The following is an 18,337-nucleotide window of genomic DNA, read 5'->3' on the forward strand; positions in this document are numbered from 1 at the left end:
GAGTTGCACGGTAAATGCGGGAAACGCGCCTATTCGCCGCGCAGTTCGTAGTACGGGTTGAAGATCGCCTTGCGACCGTCACGCTCGCCCACGCGACCGCGGATAAGCAGGGTCTTGCCTGTCTCGATTCCCGGGATCCGGCGACGCCCGATCCAGACGAGATTGATCACTTCGGTGCCGTCGAAGAACTCGGCCTCGATGCTGGCATTTCCCGACTTGGGACACGCGTCGACGCTGCGGAGTCGGCCCACCATCGTGACTTCTTCACCGCGACGACAATCGCAAGCCTTCTGACCTCCGGAAGCCTTGTTGGACTCGGCCATTTCCTGGGCGTCCAACTGGTCGACGTCCTCGGTCAGACGCTGGGTCAGTCGACGAAAATATCCTGCGGCGGCGGGTGCCATTGCGCGCTCCTGCGAACATGTGTGACGCAAGGGTTTCGCGTCACGTGAAGGGCTGTGTGATCGCCACTGTAGACCCATTACGAGCGTGTAACCACACCGGTCAGTCCGCGTCTCGGGGGCACCGGGCAAGATCAAAAGATGCAGAACTCAGAATCGGCGACCGTTGCCGTCGTTCTCCCAGGTACAGGCTCTGACGCTCACTTCGCGGACCGCGCATTCCGGGCGCCGCTGGCGGCTCTGGGTGTGCGCATCGTCGCAATTGAACCGGACCCTCGGCGTGTCGTGGACGGCTATCTGGACGCGATGGACAGAGCCGCGGACACGCACGGCCGAATCATCGTCGGAGGCGTCTCGATCGGGGCGGCCGTTGCGCTCCAGTGGGCCGCCGCCAACCCCGATCGAACAGTGAATGTGTTGGCAGCGCTTCCGGCCTGGATCGGGTCGGCGGACGACGCACCCGCAGCGGCGAGCGCGAGGTTCACTGCAGGGCAACTGCGCTCCGAAGGTTTGGAGGCGGTGATCGCGGCGATGCTCGCGTCGAGTCCGGCGTGGCTCGGAGCCGAACTCGAGCGCTCGTGGCGCTCGCAGTGGCCCGATCTCGCGGCCGCGCTCGACGAGGCGGCGTCGTACAACTCGCTCAGCGAGAGCGCGTTACAGGCGGTGGGCGTTCCGGTCGGCATCGCTTCGGCAGTGGACGACCCGGTTCATCCGGCGGCGGTGGCGCAAGCCTGGGCGAATGCACTCCCCCGCAGCGCAGTCGCCACGACGACGCTCGACATGATCGGGCGCGACCCCGCCGTTCTCGGGTCCACCTGCATCAAAGCGCTCGCGGCGATCGAATCCGATACCACCGCGAGCGCTTGACAGAAACCCTGAAAAAATCTGTTACTGACCCAATTGCTGCATGGCAGAACCGGATTCGCCGCTACGCGGCGGCGGGGTCGGCCGCGCCGGAGGCGCCGGCGGAGCTGACTGCTGCTGTTGGGCTGCGACCTGTTGCTGCTGCGCCGCCGCCAACTGCTGCTCGTGCGCGGCCGCCAACTGCTCGGCAAGTACCTGCGGGAGCACGACGGGCAGCGGTGTCCGCACCGGATGCGGCTCTGATCCTCGGTTGACGACGGTGTCGCGCAGGATGTCCCGTGCGATTGCCACCAAAGGGGCGTTCGCGGCGGTGGATCCACTCGGACCCGCGACCACGCAGCGCACCATCCACCGTGGACCGTCGACTCCGATGAATCGCAGGTCCATGTTGGCCGTCACGGCAGCCAGTTCACGGCCCCACGGTCCGTTCTCGACGCTCACCGCGGAATTGTCGTCGCGAAGCGACTGCGCGAGCTCGGCAACGACTTCACGCCACTGACCGGGCGATTTCGGAGCGGCGTAGGCGGCAACGGTGATGCGGCCGTGCTCGGTGACCAGGTGCACGGCCTGCGGCGAACCGTTGGGCGCCATCTCGACCTGCAACTGTCCGCCGGTCGGCATCGGCACCAGAACGGATCCGAGATCAAGACGCTGACCGTCGCGGCCTGCCGTCGGATCGTCGGAATCGATCTCCGTGATGTCGTAGGGGCCCTGCGACTCGTCGCCGAATTCGTCACCGGCGGCATCGTCAAAGTCTTCTTCGACCTCGTCGACCTCCACCGACTCGTCGTTCTCGTCACCGAAGAAGCTGGTGGGCTCCTCGTCGACGTCTGTCTTCTTCTTGCGTCCGAACATGATTCAGACTCCCTCTCCGACTACCGCGCCAGGCGCATCGGTATCGAGTATCGCGTGACCGCCGCTGGAACCGTAGCCTCCGGTCCCTCTGGTCGTGTCGTCCAGCGACTCGACTTCCTCGAAAACCGGAAGTTCGACTCGTTGAACCACGAGCTGAGCGATTCGGTCACCGCGGCGGATGTCGATGGCTGTGGCCGGATCGAGATTGATCAAGCAGACCTTGAGCTCGCCCCGGTATCCCGCGTCCACTGTTCCGGGCGCATTCACGATCGACAGTCCCGATTTGGCGGCGAGGCCGGAACGCGGATGAATCAACCCGACGGTGCCCACCGGCAGAGCGATCGCAATCCCCGTTCCGACCAGTGTTCGGTGGCCGGGTTCGATGGTGACGTCGCTGGTGGAGCACAGATCCACACCCGCATCTCCGGGATGCGCACGCTGTGGAACCGGCAGGTCTGGATCCAGTCGCTTCAAGGCGATGGAGAGATGGTCGCTCACGTGGGCCAAGACTACTCGTAGCGACGGACTATCCTTGACAGGTGCCCGAAACATCTCGACCTGACGTCGCCACCACAACGCCCCCGTCCACGACGCTGTACTCCGAGCGCCTGTGGGTGCCGATCTGGTGGTGGATCGCCGGACTGGCCGTAGCCGGACTCCTCGCGGCCGAGGTCCACATGGGCCGCCCGGGGCTTCTCTCGTACCTGGCGTACGTCGTACTGCTCCCCATTCCGATCTGGGCCGCGTTCTGGCTCAGCCGGATGCGTGTCGAGGTGGTGGAGACAGCAGGGGTGAAGGAACTGCACGTGGGTAGAGCCCACCTGCCGGTCGAATTGATTTCACGGGCGGCAGCAGTGCCGGCTTCCGCGAAGAGTGCTGCGATGGGGCGCCAACTCGATCCGTCGGCATTCGTCCAGCATCGCCCATGGGTCAAGACAATGGTGTTGATCGTGCTCGACGACCCGGAGGATCCCACGCCGTACTGGTTGGTGAGCACACGTCGTCCCGCTGATCTGCTGGCTGCGCTGGATCGCTGACCAGCGCGGTCACAGCAAAGCAGTACTTCCCGACCCTTGGTCGACCCTCGAGCTGACGGGTCGACCACCGGGAAGGGAGATCAGGCAGCGCAGTCCATGCATACGAGCTGTCCGTTGGCATCACTGGCCAGGCGGCTGCGGTGATGAACCAGGAAGCAGCTCGAACACGTGAACTCGTCTGCCTGCTTCGGAACAACTCGAACCGAGAGTTCCTCGCCGGAAAGGTCGGCACCCGGCAGCTCGAAGGACTCCGCGGTGTCCGTCTCGTCGATGTCGACGACGGCTGACTGCGCTTCGTTGCGTCGCGCCTTCAGCTCCTCGAGCGAGTCCTCCGAAACCTCGTCGGACTCTGTACGCCTCGGTGCGTCGTAGTCAGTTGCCATCTCGTCTACCCCATCCTCTTCGTGTATCCCGGTCCCGTGTGCGCCGAGAATCCGGTAGATCCTTGATGCGCATGGAAACCGCCGTGGCATCCAGATCATTCCCTGTCGCTGCATAACGCTGCAGGACTGGAATTAGTGCCCGGAAGTTCCTTCCGGGAACGTGATCTGCGCCTCATTTGGTTGTCATTTCGGCGTCCGGCCGATGCCCAGTTGAACGACCTGGGCCGCCAGACAGTAGCCGACGCGAGCACGAAAGTAGTAACTGAATCGGAAATTTCCGAAAAATGACTGCGAATTGTCACCAAGGCAAGAGCAAGCTGTGACCTTTCCATGACGTTTTCGGGCTGAATCCGGGTAGAAACAGGCCGGTAATCGGCCAACTGCCGTTTCGCAATCAACAAGGACTCGACGCGTCGAGCCGCGCTTCGGCTGTGTAGTCACACAGGCCCTCTAAGGTAGGCACCGAACGTCATGCCGGCACCGCTCGGCCCGATGGCGAAGTAGAAGTTTCGTCAAGAAAGTCGAGGGATACCGTGGTTTCTCTGATCACCGAAGGCAGCTCTACCGATGACCAGGGACGTCCGTTCCGCCGTCGGCGCGCGTGGCCGGTGATCGCTGTGTTCGCGGTACTCGCATTGATCGGCAGTGTCTTGTGGGTCCGCATCCTGAGCGCCGAGGCAGAAGTCAGTGACACCGTCGCCTGCAACCTCCCGCAACCTTCGTCCGATCCTTCGGCAGCGGCGCCACTTCCGCTGGGAACCGTCGTCGACCGCTCGAAGCTGCTCGACGTGGATCCCGCTCCCCTCGCCGCCACCAAGGTTCGTGTGTTCAACGCCAACGGTGAACACGGTCAAGCGGCCCAGGTGGCAGCGCAACTGAGCGAGTTCGGCTTCGCCAGCGCGCCGGACGTCCAGGTCGGAAACGACCCCGTCTACGTCGACCAGAACATGGAGTGCCAGGGTCAGATCCGCTTCGGAGCGAACGGCCTCGCCGCCGCCAGTTCCGTGTGGCTGGTCGCCCCCTGCACCGAACTGGTCCAGGACGGCCGCGGCGACGACACCGTCGACTTGGCTCTGGGCACCTACAACAAGGGCGCCCTGACGCCCAACACCGACGCCACCGCGATCCTGCACGCTCTGGCCGAGCAGCCCGCGAACGCCGAAGTCGCCCCGATGGACATCGCACTGCTCAAAGCAGCCCGCACCGCGCGCTGTTGAACGACCTCAGCTCGGAATCGGCTGATCCGCGCCACTCGAGCTGAGCATCTGCGCGAACTGATCCGCGATCGCCGGAGCCACGGCATAGACGACATCGCCGTCAGCCGAAGTGGAATTGGGCGCCGGGACGTTGATGACAGCGCCCGCTTCGGAAGCGATCAGGGAGCCCGCTGCCCAGTCCCACGGGCTCAGTCCGTGTTCGAAGTGAGCGTCGACCCGGCCGGTGGCAACCATGCACAGATCCAACGCAGCCGAACCGATACGTCGGATGTCGCGGACCTGCGGCAGGATCTGCCCGATCAACGTGCCCTGCACCTTCCGGCGATCCGCTCCGTATCCGAAGCCGGTGGCCAACAGCGCCATTGACAGTTCGGTCACCGCGTTGGCCTGCAGTTCACTGACGACTCCGTCGGCCGTGGTCATGCTTGCGCCGCCGCCCCGATGCGCGGCGTACGTGGTTTCCAACGACACGTCGACGACAGCCCCTGCGACCGAGACCCCGTCGATCTGTACGGCCACCGAGATGGCGAACGCGGGGATTCCGTAGAGAAAATTCACGGTGCCGTCGATGGGGTCGACAACCCATCGAACCCCCGCGGCATCGTCGGTGTCTCCCCCACCTTCCTCACCCAAGATCGAATCTGCAGGCCGCAATTGCGCCAGAAGTTCGCGAATCACCTGTTCGGTTTCGGTATCGACCACCGTGACGGGATCGGTGGGCGTGCTCTTCGCAGCAACCGAACCACCTTCGGCGGCACCGGAACCCACCAGGCCGAATACCTCGGGCCGACGCAAGCGGACGTGTTCGGCCGCGCGTTCGGCGACGGCTACGGCAACCTCCCGCAATTGCGCGGGGTCCAGCGAATCGGCGGAAAAGTCGGGCAACGTTCTTTCTGAAGGGCGCACCGGACCATCGCAACACATCTGCACCGAGGGGCACCACTCGAACGCCCGGAGTCGCACGCGCCCGGGTCCTTGTTCGGGTTAGTGTTTGCAACGGTAGATCGTGACCTCGAATTCGACACTCAGGAGCGCAGGACGATGACAACCACAGGTTTCGGGATCGACGTCGGCGGCAGCGGCGTCAAGGGCGGCACGATCGACCTGAGCACCGGGGAAATGATCGGTGACCGCATCAAGATCCTGACCCCACAGCCCTCCACTCCCGATGCGATCGCGGGCACTGTCGCCGAGATCGTCGAGCAGGCAAAGTGGACCGGTCCGGTCGGCATCACCTTGCCCGCGGTTGTGACCGGCGGCGTCGCGCGCAGTGCCGCGAACATCGACAAGTCGTGGATCGACACAGATGCGGCAGCGCTCTTCAGCAAGGCCCTGGGTGGGCGCGAGGTCACCGTCCTCAACGACGCCGACGCTGCCGGAATCGCCGAGGACTCGTTCGGAGCGGGCAAGGATACCTCCGGCGTCGTGATCTTGTTGACCTTCGGTACCGGAATCGGATCGGCCGTGCTGCACAACGGAGTTCTGTTGCCCAACACGGAGTTCGGTCACCTCGAAGTCGACGGCAAGGAAGCCGAGCACCGAGCGGCGTCGTCGGTGAAGGAAAAGAAGGACTGGAGCTACAAGGAGTGGGCCGTCGAGGTCTCGCGAGTTCTGATCACCTTCGAGAACCTGCTCTGGCCCGACCTCTTCATCGCCGGCGGCGGCATCAGCCGCAAGCACGAGAAGTGGATTCCGCATCTGACCAACCGCACGAAGGTCGTCCCTGCCACGCTTCTCAACACTGCGGGAATTGCCGGAGCTGCGCTCGCGTCGGTCGGACGGACCAGGCCGGCGCCCGTCGCCGGATGAGAAAACCCGCACGTGAAAAGCGGAAAATCTACCTGTTACGGCCCTCCGTGACGTAAGAGTTTCCTGAGAGTCGTTACAATGGTGAAGTCCGGCTGCGCGCCGGCCAACAACCATTGACCTCTCCGCCGGATCACCACTCTGGCGTGACGCCGCACGACACCGTCACGAAAGGGCGTACGTGGCAGCCACCGATACACGTCAGACTGCTGATTCTCCATCAGAGTCAGAGCCACAATCTCCAGCCGTGGAGGCGGCCACCGTCACCGCTCCGGCAGCCAAGAAGGCTCCGGCGAAAAAGGCCCCCGCCAAGAAGGCAGCAGCAAAGAAGGCTCCGGCCAAGAAAGCTCCGGCCAAGAAGGCAGCAGCAAAGAAGGCCAGCCCCAAGAAGGCCGGCGATCCTGACGCCGAAGACGGCGATGTCGAGTTGGAAGACATCGATATCACGGACGGCGACCTTGCCGAGGTCGAGTCCGATGTCGTCGAGGTCGTAGCAGTCGGCGAAGACGAAGAAACCGCTGCGGAACCGTCCGAGAAGGACAAGGCTTCCGGCGACTTCGTCTGGGACGAGGAGGAGTCCGAGGCCCTCCGTCAGGCACGCAAGGACGCCGAACTGACGGCGTCCGCCGACTCGGTTCGCGCCTACCTCAAGCAGATCGGCAAGGTCGCACTCCTCAACGCCGAAGAGGAAGTCGAACTGGCCAAGCGCATCGAGGCCGGCCTCTACGCCGTCCAGATCATGCAGGATCTTGCTGACAAGGGCGAGAAGCTGCCTGCGGCTCAGCGACGCGACATGAGCTGGATCTGCCGCGACGGAAACCGCGCCAAGAACCACCTTCTCGAAGCCAACCTCCGACTCGTCGTCTCGCTCGCAAAGCGATACACGGGCCGCGGCATGGCATTCCTCGACCTCATCCAGGAAGGCAACCTGGGCCTGATCCGTGCAGTCGAGAAGTTCGACTACACCAAGGGCTACAAGTTCTCGACCTACGCCACGTGGTGGATCCGTCAGGCCATTACCCGCGCCATGGCGGACCAGGCCCGCACCATCCGTATCCCGGTGCACATGGTCGAGGTCATCAACAAGCTCGGCCGTATCCAGCGTGAGCTGCTCCAGGACCTGGGCCGCGAGCCCACGCCCGAGGAACTCGCCAAGGAAATGGACATCACGCCGGAGAAGGTGCTGGAAATCCAGCAGTACGCGCGTGAGCCGATCTCTCTCGACCAGACCATCGGCGACGAGGGCGACAGCCAACTCGGTGACTTCATCGAAGACTCCGAAGCTGTTGTCGCAGTCGACGCCGTCTCGTTCACCTTGCTGCAGGATCAGCTGCAGTCGGTCCTCGAGACGCTGTCCGAGCGCGAAGCCGGCGTGGTTCGCCTCCGCTTCGGTCTCACCGACGGTCAGCCGAGGACTTTAGACGAAATCGGACAGGTCTACGGCGTCACGCGTGAGCGTATCCGCCAGATCGAATCGAAGACGATGTCGAAGCTGCGCCACCCGTCGCGTTCGCAGGTTCTGCGCGACTACCTCGACTAGTCACACCAGCTCAACGCAGAAGAGCCGCTCTCCGGACTACCGGAGAGCGGCTCTTCTGCGTTTGCCGCCTCAATCCAAGAGCGTATCCCGGAGTAGTGCGACATCGTCCTCGCCCAACTGCAGTCCGTCCCGGACGTAGTTGTCGAAGCTGCCGTACGTCCGATCCACAGTGGCGAAAGACGTGTCCAGCCAAGACTGTTCGACACCGTCGATGAACGCACTCCCCGTTCGAGGTCCGGTGAGGTACTGGTTGCTGAGCATGTAGTCGGCGTTCACGTCCGCGCGGCTCACGCCGAGGAGCGTCAGGAGTACCGCGGTCATCCAGCCGGTCCGGTCCTTGCCCGCCGAGCAGTGGTAGAGGACTGCACCGTCGGTGGTCGCGACGTTCGCGAGAGCGTCGTGGAATGCGCGGCTCGCCCCCGGATCGGTCACCATCAGCGCGTACATCGTGGGCATGTCCACCAAAGCCGGAAGGTTGGCCGGATTGGTTCCGACGACGTCGAACCAGTTGCTTCGTGCCCCCTCCGGAATGCGGTCCTGGGAGAGCGTACGTTCGACGACGGTGCGGAAGTCGTCCACCGATTCCACTCCGCGTTCGCTCAACGACGACAGATCCGACGGTGTCAGCTTGTCGAGGGCGTTCGAGCGAAACACTTTCCCCCATCGAACCGTGTGCCCGTCCTCGGTGACGTAGCCGCCGATGTCCCGTGCGTTCGACGCTCCCTCGAGGTGCAGCGATCGGTCCGCGGTAGCCTGCGCAGCTGCGGGTCCGGCCTGTTCGAGTGCGGGAATTCCACCGGCGAGCGCCGGGACCGGAGCACACGCGAGGATCGCCGCACACAGGAGTATTGCGGCCGGGCGGGCAATTCTGTTCGACATCCGGACAGAATAGGACCGCAATCAGGACTTCGTACGAACCTTGATGTACAACGAGGCAGCCGGTTCGATAACTCTTGCCGCCACCGGACCGATCACCGCCATCAGGAGCACGTAAGCCGTTGCCAATGCCGCCAATTCGGCGTCGACCGCACCGGCGGACACTGCGAGCCCGGCAATGATGATGGAGAACTCACCGCGGGCGATCAGAGCAGCACCGGCGCGCGCCTGGCCCATTCGCGCGACACCCTGACGTCTGGCTGCCCATGCCCCGGTGATCAGCTTCGTGATCGCGGTGACGACGGCCAGGATCGCGGCCCACCCGAGGACCGGCGGAATGGAACTGGGATCGGTGTTGAGACCGAAAACCACGAAGAACATCGCGGCAAACAGGTCCCGCAGTGGCTCGAGTACGCGACTGGCGTTGTGCGCGGTCGAACCGGAGATCGCGATTCCGAGGAGGAACGCACCCACAGCCGCCGACACCTGCATCGCCGAACTGATACCGGCAACCAACAGTGCGGCACCGAGCAGTTTGAGCAGCAGCGTCTCACTGTCAGGGCTGTCGAGAAGCGCCGAAACGTACCGTCCGTATCGCAGGGCCACAACCAGAACCACGGTGATGACCAACAACGAGATACCGACCGCTTCGAGTCCACCCAGGAAGCTGACGCCCGCGAGCATCGCGGTCAGAATCGGCAAGTACAGCGCCATTGCCAGATCTTCGAACACCAGAATCGACAGGACGACTGGCGTTTCGCGGTTACCGAGGCGCCCCAGATCGCTGAGCACCTTGGCGATGATGCCCGAAGACGAGATGTAGGTGACGCCGGCCATGACCGTCGCCCCAACAATGCCCCAGCCGAGAATCAAGCCGACGACCGCGCCGGGAGTCGCGTTGAGAACGATGTCGACGATGCCCGCTACTCGCGAGCGTTTGAGACCGGTCACGAGCTCGGCCGCGGTGTATTCGAGCCCTAACAGCAACAAGAGCAGGACGATCCCGATCTCACTGGCCAGATGGGAGAACTCGCCGATGTCTCCGAGCTGGATGAAACCGCCCTGCCCGAAGCACAAGCCGCCGATCAGGTAGAACGGGATCGGCGACATCCCGACGCGAGCAGCCAGTCGTCCGAGCAGTCCGAGCGCGAAGAAGACCGCGCCGAGTTCGATCAGTGCAAGGGTGGTTGTGTCCACGCGCCAGTCAGCCGTTGGCCAAGATCTTTGCCGCTGCGGCCAAACCGTCCGGCGTTCCGACTGCTACGAGAAGATCTCCCCCAGTGAAGGTGAAGTCGGGATTCGGGGACGGGCTCACCTGTCCTGCGCGCATGACGGCGACGATGGAGACTCCGGTACGCGTGCGCATGCCGGTGTCCCCGAGGGTCTGCCCGTCGTAGCGCGAGCCGTCCTTGATGTAGAGCTGTTTGGTTCGAATTCCCGGAAGGTCGCGGTGCTCTTCTTCGAGTTGGGCAACGAGCTGTGGGGCACCCAGGAGATTGCTGAGCGCTGCCGCTTCCTCGGTGGTCAGAGGCAGCGAGGCAGCACACGCGTCAGGGTCGTCTGCCTTGGACACGATGAGATCGGTATGACCGTCCCGATGGGTGACGACACCCACGCGACGACCGGAAGACAGAACAAAATCCTTGCGCGTCCCGATCCCCGGTAGTGGGGTGACTTCTACGTTCATATACCAACGGTAGCGCCGATCGGCGACCTGCATCGCGTGAGGGCCGTAATCCGCTGGGCGCCGTTCACGGTAGGCGTACCGGCGACCTACCGAACCGGCGGAAACACGCCGTTCTCGTCCGGAAAATACTCGACGACAGCGGTGACGGCAGCGACCGGAATCGGGGCGTACAGATGCGGGAAACGCATCGATTCCGGGTCCGAGGGAACACCGGGTTCGTACTTCACCTGACCGCCGAGCAAGGCCGGATCGATGGTGAGAAGAACAATGTCGTCGCGGCCGGCGAAAATCCGATTCGCCGGGAGATGAACCTGCGCTGGAGTCGACATGTGGACAAATCCCTCGGCCTCGAATCCGTCGGGGATGCGTTCACCGATCTGTTGTGCTCGCGCCCATTCCTCGCGCGTGCACATGTGGAGCAACTCGACGCTCTCGTCGATACGTGGTTCGCGTCCCGTGTTCATCAGCCCAGAATATCGGGCTGACGTCGACGATTCGAATCAGCTGTCAGCGAACAATCTTCACCGCAGAATGCCTGCCCAGCGCATTTCCAGTGAGACACAACACTAAGAAACGGCTTCGGGAACAACCCGTAAACCCCAAACGTCTGTAAGAGTGGATCTACCGCGCCATTCCGACGCGGCGGACCAGGCCCCAGGCACGCGGCCCGAATGCCGCAAAGCCAGTACGGAGGAGTCATGCCCGGAACACTGACCAGCCCACAGTTGACCGCTGCCGACCGGTGCGACCGGTGCGGTGCCGGAGCACGCGTACGCGCCGTGCTTCCCACCGGCGGCGAGCTTCTCTTCTGCGGACACCACGCAACCGAACACGCGGATCGACTTCGCGAGATGAATGCCGTCGTCTCCGACAGCGAACCCGCAATCTGACCTGTCAGCCGGGGGTGGCCTCTTCACGAGGCGCGCCATGAACGCCAGAACGGGCGATCACAATCACTGTGATCGCCCGTTCTGCCGTTCTGGGGCCGGTATCAGCTGCTACCAGCTGCGTAGGATCGCGATGCGCTCGGTCAGCTGATCCACGGTCGCGATGGCCGTCGGCGGGCCGCCGCACACCCGGCGCAGTTCCGCGTGAATGATGCCGTGGGGTTTACCGGTGCGGTGGACGTTCATCGCCACCAACCCGTTCAGCTCCTTGCGGAGCGCACCGAGTTGATCTGCCGTCGCCGCTCGATCGGATACCACTGCAGCAGTGGGTTGCGGGGCGGCGGCCTTGGCCGAGTTGGCCTCGACCTGCGTCTGCTGACGTTGACGCAGCAGCGCCCGCATCTGATCGGCGTCGAGTAGGCCGGGGAGTCCGAGGTAGTCGGCTTCCTCGTCACTTCCGGCGAATGTCGCGGTACCGAAGGATGATCCGTCGTAGATCACCTGGTCGAGCTCGGCGTCGGCGCCCAGGGACGTGAACGCCTTCTCCTCCTCTCCCAGTTCGTCCTTCTGCTTGTTCGCATCGGCGAGCAGGTCGTCTTCGAGGCCGTCCTTCTCACGATGCGGCTTCCCGAGTACGTGGTCACGCTGAGCCTCGAGCTGTGCGGCAAGGTCGAGGAGCACCGGTACCGAAGGCAGGAAGACGCTGGCAGTCTCGCCCTTGCGACGCGAACGCACGAAGCGCCCGATCGCCTGAGCGAAGTACAGCGGGGTCGACGCGCTGGTCGCGTACACACCGACAGCCAGACGTGGAACGTCGACGCCCTCGGACACCATCCGGACCGCGACCATCCATTTCTGGTCGCTTGCACCGAATTCGGCGATTCGCTTTGACGCGGTGGGGTCGTCGGACAGTACGACGGCCGGCTGTTCGCCGGTGATCGCGGCGAGCGCCTTCGCATACTCGCGGGCCACTGTCTGGTCGGTCGCGATGACAAGTCCGCCGGCATCGGGCATACCGGTACTGCGCAGCTGCGCCAAACGGGTGTCTGCTGCGTGCAGCACGGCAGGAATCCAGTCCCCGGCAGGGTCCAAGGCCGTCCGCCAGGCCCGAGTCGTCTGCTCGGCGCTCAGCGGCTCGCCGAGCCTGGCGGTGAATTCCTCGCCCGCGTTGTTACGCCACCGCGCTTCGCCCGAGTAGGCGAGAAACACGACGGGTCGGACCACGCCATCCTTGAGCGCATCCGAATATCCGTAGGAGTGATCGGCTTTCGAGCGGAGCAGACCTTCCTTGTCCGGCTCGTATTCGACAAAAGGAATGGCGCTGTCGTCACTGCGGAACGGGGTTCCGGTCAGCGCGAGCCGCCTGGTCGCGTCGCCGAAAGCCTCACGAATGGCATCGCCCCAGCTTTTCGCGTCGCCGCCGTGGTGGATCTCGTCCAGGATGACCAGCGTCTTGCGGCCCTCGGTGCGCACACGGTGCTTCGACGGGTGCGAGGCAACCTGGGCGTAGGTCAGCACGACTCCGTGATAGTCACTCGAGGTCTGGCCGGTCGAGTTGGAGAACCGCGAGTCCAATGCCAGGCCGGAGCGCTGAGCGGACTCGGCCCACTGGTGCTTGAGGTGCTCGGTCGGGGCCACGACGGTAATCTGGTCGACCGTCCGGTCGCGGAGCAATTCCGACGCTACTCGCAGAGCGAAGGTGGTCTTACCTGCTCCAGGCGTTGCAACTGCCAGAAAGTCACGGGGACTGCTGGAAAGGTATTTGGTCAGTGCACGGCGCTGCCATGCACGAAGGGAACCGGTAGGGGCGCCAGGCTGGGTTCCCGCGGATTGGGCTCCGGCAGGTTCGGTCGAATTGCCGAATTCGGCTGCCACGGTCTCAGACGTCATAGGCCGCGCCTCCACTGGAATCGCACTGTTGTCTCGCGCTCCTCGAATTTTCATCAATGTCCGGCGACGAGCCTAGCCGCCGCCACCGACGAAAGCCGCACTCGAAGCGCGTACTCATGGCCGTTCTCACTCCGGCCGGCGACGTTTCACTGCTCTCGCATCCTGCCGACCTGCACGCGAATTGTCTCAGAAATGTGCGACACGTCGGCGCCATGGTTGGGCAACCGGGTGTGTCGTCAGGGATGCTGGAGACATCATGAGTGAAGCGCGAGGCGACAAGTCGAGCGGAAGTGATCTGCACCACCGCAGATGGCATCCGCTACGCCGCACCGGGCAGTTGATCGGTCGCACACTGAGCAAGGCCTGGGACGATTCCATCTTCGGAAAGGCGGCTACGGCCGCGTTCTGGCAAACGCTGTCACTGGCTCCCCTCCTGCTCGGCCTTCTCGGAATGATCGGCTACATCGGTGGATGGTTCGGACCCAACACCGTCGAGATCATCGAATCCAAGATCGTCACGTTCAGCGGAACGATCTTCAGCGAAAGCGTCGTCGACCAGATCATCCGCCCGACCGTGACGGACGTCCTTCAGCGCGGACGCCCGGAGATCATCTCGGTGGGCTTCCTGCTCTCCCTGTGGGCGGGATCATCGGCGATCAGTACGTTCGTCGACTCGATCGTGGAAGCACACGGGCAGCAGGATGCGCGCAATCCCATCTGGCAGCGCATTTTCGCCCTGCTGCTCTACGTGATGTTCCTGGTGATGGCGGTGTTCATCCTGCCGCTGGTAGCTCTCGGGCCGACGCTCGTCGGGCGAGCACTGCCCGCCTCCTGGTACGAAGTGGGATCGAATCTGGTCGACACCTTCTACTACCCCGCTGTCGGCCTGCTGGTGATCATCGGCCTCACGACGCTCTACAAGGTCGCTCTGCCGAAGTCGCTGCCGTGGCATCGACTTCTCGCCGGCGCTCTGGTCGCCGGTGTGTTCTTCATGGCCGCCAGCACCGGATTGCGCTGGTACCTGGGATTTGTCACCAGCACCGGATACACGTACGGCGCGCTGGCAACGCCGATCGCTTTTCTGCTCTTCACGTTCTTCCTCGGTTTTGCCGTCGTGCTCGGCGCCGAGTTCAACGCGACGGTGCAGGAATTCTGGCCGGCTCGTGCCACCCGGATGGAGCAGATGCGAGAGTGGCTCGCTTCTCAGAACACCGACGACGCCACGGGCCCGGTCGCCAACCTGACCTGGCACTTGGCCACCAGCCCGATCCGCATCTCGGGCGACAAAGCGGATCCGGCCACGGTTCCCTCGTATGGACGGCCGCGCAGCAGACAAACGGAGTCGCGCCAGAACTCCTGCAACGACCAAGATCCTTGCGGTAAGCCGGACACAGACGCGAAGAGCCCGGCGTCCGACTGCGTCGAGGCTGTCGATCCGCCGAGCTCTGGGAGTTCTCCCGCTCGCGTGAGCGGAGGTCACTCGCCCTTACGGAGTCCTTCGTAAATCTTCTTGCAGTCCGGGCACACCGGTGATCCGGGCTTGGCGGACTTCGTCACGGGAAACACCTCGCCGCACAAGGCGACGACATGGGTGCCCATGACGGCGCTCTCGGCGATCTTGTTCTTCTTCACGTAGTGGAAGAACTTCGGGGTGTCGTCGTCGGTCGTTTCGTCGGTGGAGACGTCGGGACGTTCCTTGGTTTGAGTGCTCACCCCTCCAATAATGCCGTCTCCGTCACAGCGGTGCGACCCACGGGTCGTGTGCAATTGTCGGCCGAGAGTGGAACAGTGGAGACATGGCACGAAATGGCGCGTTCGGCAGGTCCGACGAGGCCGGGACTCCCGACAATCCCGTACTGATCACCGAAGCGCAGAAGTCCGTCGAAGAACAGCACAAAGCCCGAGTGCGCAAGTACATGATCATCATGTCCTTCCGGTTCCCGGCGTTGATCCTCGCGGCGATCGCGTACGGCATCTGGGCCAACGCCTGGATCTCGATGCTCATCATCGGTGCATCCATTCCGCTTCCCTGGATCGCCGTCCTGATCGCCAACGACCGACCACCGCGCACCAAGGACGAGCCGAGTCGATACGACGGGCGAAAGAAGACCGCAGGCGAGATCGAATCCGCGACGCACCACACCATCGAAGGCTGACAAGTTCCGCCTGCGAGAATGACCGGGTGAGAAGCGAAACGCTCCTGTCCATCACCCCTGCGCTGCGTGAGGCTCTGCTTCGCAATCGATTCGACACCGGAACCATGCTCGACGCATTGGGGCCCGAAGTTCACGCCGCTCTCGGCCGTAGTGAACCGGTACCTGTCCGCCGCGCCACCCTCGAACACGGGGACCTGGGCGTTCTCATCAGACTGTTCCTTCTCGCCGATGACTGCCCCGCGGCCGATGTTGCTGCGGCGCTGGCTCCGTTGACGGTGGCGCAGTGTGTCGACGCCGGTCTGCTCGAAGGCGAGAACTTCGACAGTGAGAACCCGCTGGTGCGGGCCGCGGTCGATCTTCGCCCCATCGACGTCGGCGACGGCGATCGTTGGGTGATCTCGGATCTCGACGGCGGAATCCGCCCGAAGAAGGCCACAGCCGATCACGTGCTCGGTGTCGGCCATGCATCGCTGTCCTTGTTGCAGGCCACGCCCACCGCGAGGGTCGGCAGCGTGCTCGATCTCGGCACGGGATGCGGCATTCAAGCCCTTCACGCGAACACGTATGCCGATTCGGTCACGGCAACAGACATCAATCAACGCGCGGTCGATCTGACGGCCGCGACCATGGCGCTCAACGGACTCGACGTCGAACTCCTTCAAGGGTCCTGGTTCGAACCCGTCGAGGGTCGAACCTTCGACCAGGTGGTCGCCAATCCCCCGTTTGTCGTCGGCGAGGCACGCGTCCATCACACGTACCGCGATTCCGGCCTCGATCTCGACGGTGCGAGCGAATTGATGATCTCGCGCTCGATCGACTACCTGAACCCCGGCGGCACGGCAGCACTGTTGGCGTCGTGGGTACACATCGAAGGGCAGGACTGGCGTTCGCGGATCGCGTCGTGGCTGCCGGCGCACGGAGTCGACGCCTGGGTCGTGCAGCGCGACGTGGCGGATCCGGCTCTGTATGTCGGAACGTGGCTCAAGGACGGCGGGCAGGATCCACGGGACCCGGAAACGGCGTCGAGGGCGAACGCCTGGCTTGACCACCTCGAAGAAGCCGACGTCGAAGGCGTCGGATTCGGGTTCGTCTTCCTCCGGCGTACCGACTTCCCCACCGATCTGATGGCCGAGGACCTCATGCACGGGTTCTCGGACCCGCTCGGGGCCGAGTCGTCGGCGTACTTCGATCGTCTTGCCTGGTTGCGTGAACACGACGTGCTCGAGGAACGATTCGTCCTCGATCCGGACACGGCTCTCGAACGCGTCTACCTCCCCGGCGACGAGGGATGGCAGCAAGTGGTCACGCGTGTGCACCGCGGCAACGGACCGCACTGGCAGCACGAGATCGACGAGCTCGGTGCTGCGCTGCTCGCTGGGCTCCGAGCGGACGGATTGGTGGTCGACGAACTGGTGGAACTTCTTGCTGCTGCGAACGGCGAAAACCCGGACCAGCTACGTGAGGCGGTCGTCACATTGCTGGTCTCGCTGGTCCGTCACGGGTTGGTGCTTCCCGTCACGAATTGAGTTCCCGGTGAGTTGCAGATTTTTGTGTTCTCAGCAACTTCTCAGGACGACTGGGAAATAACTGCAGGTCACGGCGATTTAGCGGAAATCGGCACGGGAACTTTCCCGGAACTCTCACACGTTGAACTGTGTGAGAGACCGCCGATAGGGAGGCAAGTCATGACAAGCCCCAGCACCACTACTCGCATTCGTCCGAGCGCCGCAGATCTGGACGCCCAGAGCCCGGCCGCAGACCTGGTCCGCGTCTACCTGAACGGGATCGGTCGTACCGCACTGCTGACAGCAGCAGACGAGGTCGAACTGGCGAAGCGAATCGAAGCGGGGCTGTACGCCAGCCACGTTCTTGCCACGGGAAAGCGCCTGACAGTCGCCAAGAAGAGGGATCTCGCAACGATCGTTCGCGAGGGACAGTCGGCGCGTAGCCACCTCCTGGAGGCGAACCTGCGACTCGTCGTGTCGCTGGCCAAGCGCTACACCGGCCGCGGTATGCCGCTCCTCGATCTCATTCAAGAAGGCAACCTCGGACTCATCCGTGCCATGGAGAAGTTCGACTACGCCAAGGGCTTCAAGTTCTCGACGTACGCCACCTGGTGGATCCGTCAGGCGATCACCCGCGGAATGGCTGATCAGAGCCGCACCATCCGGCTCCCAGTCCACCTCGTGGAGCAGGTCAACAAGCTCGCCCGCATCAAGCGCGAACTGCACCAGCAGCTCGGGCGCGAAGCGACGGACGACGAGTTGGCCGAAGAGTCGGGCATCCCGGCGCACAAGATCGCCGACCTGCTCGACCACAGCCGCGACCCGGTAAGCCTGGACATGCCTGTGGGCAACGACGAAGAAGCGCCCTTGGGCGATTTCATCGAAGATTCCGAGGCGACCTCAGCTGAAAATGCCGTCATCGCCGGTCTGCTCCACAGCGATGTGCGCAGCGTGCTCGGGACGCTCGACGAGCGTGAACAGCAGGTCATCCGACTTCGCTACGGTCTCGACGACGGCCAGCCCCGCACCCTCGATCAGATCGGCAAGCTCTTCGGTCTCTCGCGCGAGCGGGTTCGTCAGATCGAGCGTGAGGTCATGGGCAAGCTCCGTGTCGGTGATCGCGCCGAGAAGCTGCGGTCATACGCCAGCTGATCAACGCTGCCGTCTGATCAACACAGCACGTGCGTGGGCGCGCCACACCACTCGCGCTGACGCACCGCACAAAGCACCGGC

The 18,337-nt window shown here is 63.7% G+C and carries 21 protein-coding genes; 10 read left to right on the forward strand and 11 right to left on the reverse strand.

All coding sequences use genetic code 11. The annotated features are described in order from the left end of the window. Positions 1 to 29: 29 nt before the first annotated feature. Complete coding sequence (locus ACSW29_RS22695) at positions 30 to 404, reverse strand: OB-fold nucleic acid binding domain-containing protein (RefSeq protein WP_003942613.1); 375 nt, start codon at positions 402 to 404, stop codon at positions 30 to 32. 138 nt (positions 405 to 542) lie between these two features. Here ACSW29_RS22695 and ACSW29_RS22700 point away from each other — a divergent pair, with 138 nt between their 5' ends. Further along, entirely contained in the window at positions 543 to 1,268 is a 726-nt protein-coding gene (locus ACSW29_RS22700; protein ID WP_448278356.1) for an alpha/beta hydrolase, read from the forward strand. Between the two features lie 21 nt (positions 1,269 to 1,289). Here the strand turns inward: ACSW29_RS22700 and ACSW29_RS22705 are convergent, their stop codons facing one another. Both ACSW29_RS22705 and dut read right to left on the reverse strand, forming a co-directional pair. Further along, a complete protein-coding gene (locus tag ACSW29_RS22705; protein WP_317828548.1) occupies positions 1,290 to 2,120 on the reverse strand; it encodes a DUF3710 domain-containing protein in 831 nt (276 codons plus the stop codon). 3 nt (positions 2,121 to 2,123) lie between these two features. Beyond that, positions 2,124 to 2,618 (reverse strand): dUTP diphosphatase, encoded by a 495-nt coding sequence (dut, locus tag ACSW29_RS22710; protein ID WP_003942635.1) that lies wholly within the window; start codon positions 2,616 to 2,618, stop codon positions 2,124 to 2,126. A 41-nt stretch (positions 2,619 to 2,659) separates the two neighbouring features. Between dut and ACSW29_RS22715 the strand changes: the two genes are divergently transcribed. Then, positions 2,660 to 3,157: a DUF3093 domain-containing protein gene (locus tag ACSW29_RS22715; RefSeq protein ID WP_075833062.1), complete on the forward strand. Its 498-nt coding sequence runs from the start codon at positions 2,660 to 2,662 to the stop codon at positions 3,155 to 3,157. Between the two features lie 80 nt (positions 3,158 to 3,237). Here the strand turns inward: ACSW29_RS22715 and ACSW29_RS22720 are convergent, their stop codons facing one another. Then, positions 3,238 to 3,540 carry a DUF4193 domain-containing protein gene (locus tag ACSW29_RS22720; RefSeq protein WP_003942593.1) on the reverse strand — a complete coding sequence of 101 codons (303 nt, stop codon included), beginning with the start codon at positions 3,538 to 3,540 and terminating at the stop codon, positions 3,238 to 3,240. 533 nt (positions 3,541 to 4,073) lie between these two features. Here ACSW29_RS22720 and cei point away from each other — a divergent pair. Continuing rightward, entirely contained in the window at positions 4,074 to 4,757 is a 684-nt protein-coding gene (gene cei / locus ACSW29_RS22725; RefSeq protein WP_448278357.1) for an envelope integrity protein Cei, read from the forward strand. Between the two features lie 6 nt (positions 4,758 to 4,763). On the opposite strand, the gene ACSW29_RS22730 is transcribed toward cei, so the two are convergent. Then, the gene (locus ACSW29_RS22730) at positions 4,764 to 5,642 is read right to left on the reverse strand and encodes an inositol monophosphatase family protein (protein ID WP_448278358.1); all 879 of its coding nucleotides are present in this window, start codon (positions 5,640 to 5,642) and stop codon (positions 4,764 to 4,766) included. Between the two features lie 156 nt (positions 5,643 to 5,798). Between ACSW29_RS22730 and ppgK the strand changes: the two genes are divergently transcribed. Both ppgK and ACSW29_RS22740 read left to right on the forward strand, forming a co-directional pair. Further along, positions 5,799 to 6,566 carry a polyphosphate--glucose phosphotransferase gene (gene ppgK / locus ACSW29_RS22735; protein WP_448278359.1) on the forward strand — a complete coding sequence of 256 codons (768 nt, stop codon included), beginning with the start codon at positions 5,799 to 5,801 and terminating at the stop codon, positions 6,564 to 6,566. A gap of 112 nt (positions 6,567 to 6,678) precedes the next feature. After that, complete coding sequence (locus tag ACSW29_RS22740; protein WP_370333980.1) at positions 6,679 to 8,103, forward strand: RNA polymerase sigma factor; 1,425 nt, start codon at positions 6,679 to 6,681, stop codon at positions 8,101 to 8,103. A gap of 69 nt (positions 8,104 to 8,172) precedes the next feature. Here the strand turns inward: ACSW29_RS22740 and ACSW29_RS22745 are convergent, their stop codons facing one another. From ACSW29_RS22745 to ACSW29_RS22760, 4 genes are all read right to left on the reverse strand, one after another. Next, positions 8,173 to 8,982, reverse strand: a complete 810-nt coding sequence (locus ACSW29_RS22745; protein WP_448278360.1) for a tyrosine-protein phosphatase — start codon at positions 8,980 to 8,982, stop codon at positions 8,173 to 8,175. A gap of 21 nt (positions 8,983 to 9,003) precedes the next feature. Further along, the gene (locus tag ACSW29_RS22750) at positions 9,004 to 10,176 is read right to left on the reverse strand and encodes a cation:proton antiporter (RefSeq protein ID WP_230817187.1); all 1,173 of its coding nucleotides are present in this window, start codon (positions 10,174 to 10,176) and stop codon (positions 9,004 to 9,006) included. A 7-nt stretch (positions 10,177 to 10,183) separates the two neighbouring features. Next, positions 10,184 to 10,666: a cation:proton antiporter regulatory subunit gene (locus ACSW29_RS22755; RefSeq protein ID WP_021344116.1), complete on the reverse strand. Its 483-nt coding sequence runs from the start codon at positions 10,664 to 10,666 to the stop codon at positions 10,184 to 10,186. Between the two features lie 86 nt (positions 10,667 to 10,752). After that, a complete protein-coding gene (locus tag ACSW29_RS22760) occupies positions 10,753 to 11,130 on the reverse strand; it encodes a DUF952 domain-containing protein (protein ID WP_230817186.1) in 378 nt (125 codons plus the stop codon). A 234-nt stretch (positions 11,131 to 11,364) separates the two neighbouring features. On the opposite strand from ACSW29_RS22760, the gene ACSW29_RS22765 reads away from it, so the two are divergent. Next, positions 11,365 to 11,556 carry a DUF7455 domain-containing protein gene (locus ACSW29_RS22765; protein WP_230817185.1) on the forward strand — a complete coding sequence of 64 codons (192 nt, stop codon included), beginning with the start codon at positions 11,365 to 11,367 and terminating at the stop codon, positions 11,554 to 11,556. Between the two features lie 108 nt (positions 11,557 to 11,664). On the opposite strand, the gene ACSW29_RS22770 is transcribed toward ACSW29_RS22765, so the two are convergent. Then, positions 11,665 to 13,443 (reverse strand): DEAD/DEAH box helicase, encoded by a 1,779-nt coding sequence (locus ACSW29_RS22770; RefSeq protein ID WP_230817184.1) that lies wholly within the window; start codon positions 13,441 to 13,443, stop codon positions 11,665 to 11,667. Positions 13,444 to 13,699: 256 nt separating this feature from the next. On the opposite strand from ACSW29_RS22770, the gene ACSW29_RS22775 reads away from it, so the two are divergent. Continuing rightward, positions 13,700 to 14,947, forward strand: coding sequence for a YihY/virulence factor BrkB family protein (locus ACSW29_RS22775; protein WP_448278361.1), 1,248 nt, complete (start codon positions 13,700 to 13,702; stop codon positions 14,945 to 14,947). Here ACSW29_RS22775 and ACSW29_RS22780 read toward each other — a convergent pair. Further along, positions 14,920 to 15,156 (reverse strand): DUF3039 domain-containing protein, encoded by a 237-nt coding sequence (locus ACSW29_RS22780; RefSeq protein WP_138868197.1) that lies wholly within the window; start codon positions 15,154 to 15,156, stop codon positions 14,920 to 14,922. The genes ACSW29_RS22775 and ACSW29_RS22780 overlap by 28 nt on opposite strands. A gap of 83 nt (positions 15,157 to 15,239) precedes the next feature. Between ACSW29_RS22780 and ACSW29_RS22785 the strand changes: the two genes are divergently transcribed. The 3 genes from ACSW29_RS22785 (at position 15,240) to ACSW29_RS22795 (ending at position 18,256) form a co-directional block, all read left to right on the forward strand. Next, complete coding sequence (locus ACSW29_RS22785) at positions 15,240 to 15,599, forward strand: DUF3099 domain-containing protein (RefSeq protein WP_019748237.1); 360 nt, start codon at positions 15,240 to 15,242, stop codon at positions 15,597 to 15,599. Positions 15,600 to 15,625: 26 nt separating this feature from the next. Beyond that, positions 15,626 to 17,125, forward strand: coding sequence for a class I SAM-dependent methyltransferase (locus ACSW29_RS22790; protein ID WP_347872627.1), 1,500 nt, complete (start codon positions 15,626 to 15,628; stop codon positions 17,123 to 17,125). Positions 17,126 to 17,284: 159 nt separating this feature from the next. Beyond that, positions 17,285 to 18,256, forward strand: a complete 972-nt coding sequence (locus tag ACSW29_RS22795) for a sigma-70 family RNA polymerase sigma factor (RefSeq protein WP_003942639.1) — start codon at positions 17,285 to 17,287, stop codon at positions 18,254 to 18,256. Positions 18,257 to 18,337 lie beyond the last annotated feature (81 nt).

The sequence above is a fragment of the Rhodococcus sp. GB-02 genome, assembly GCF_053470465.1.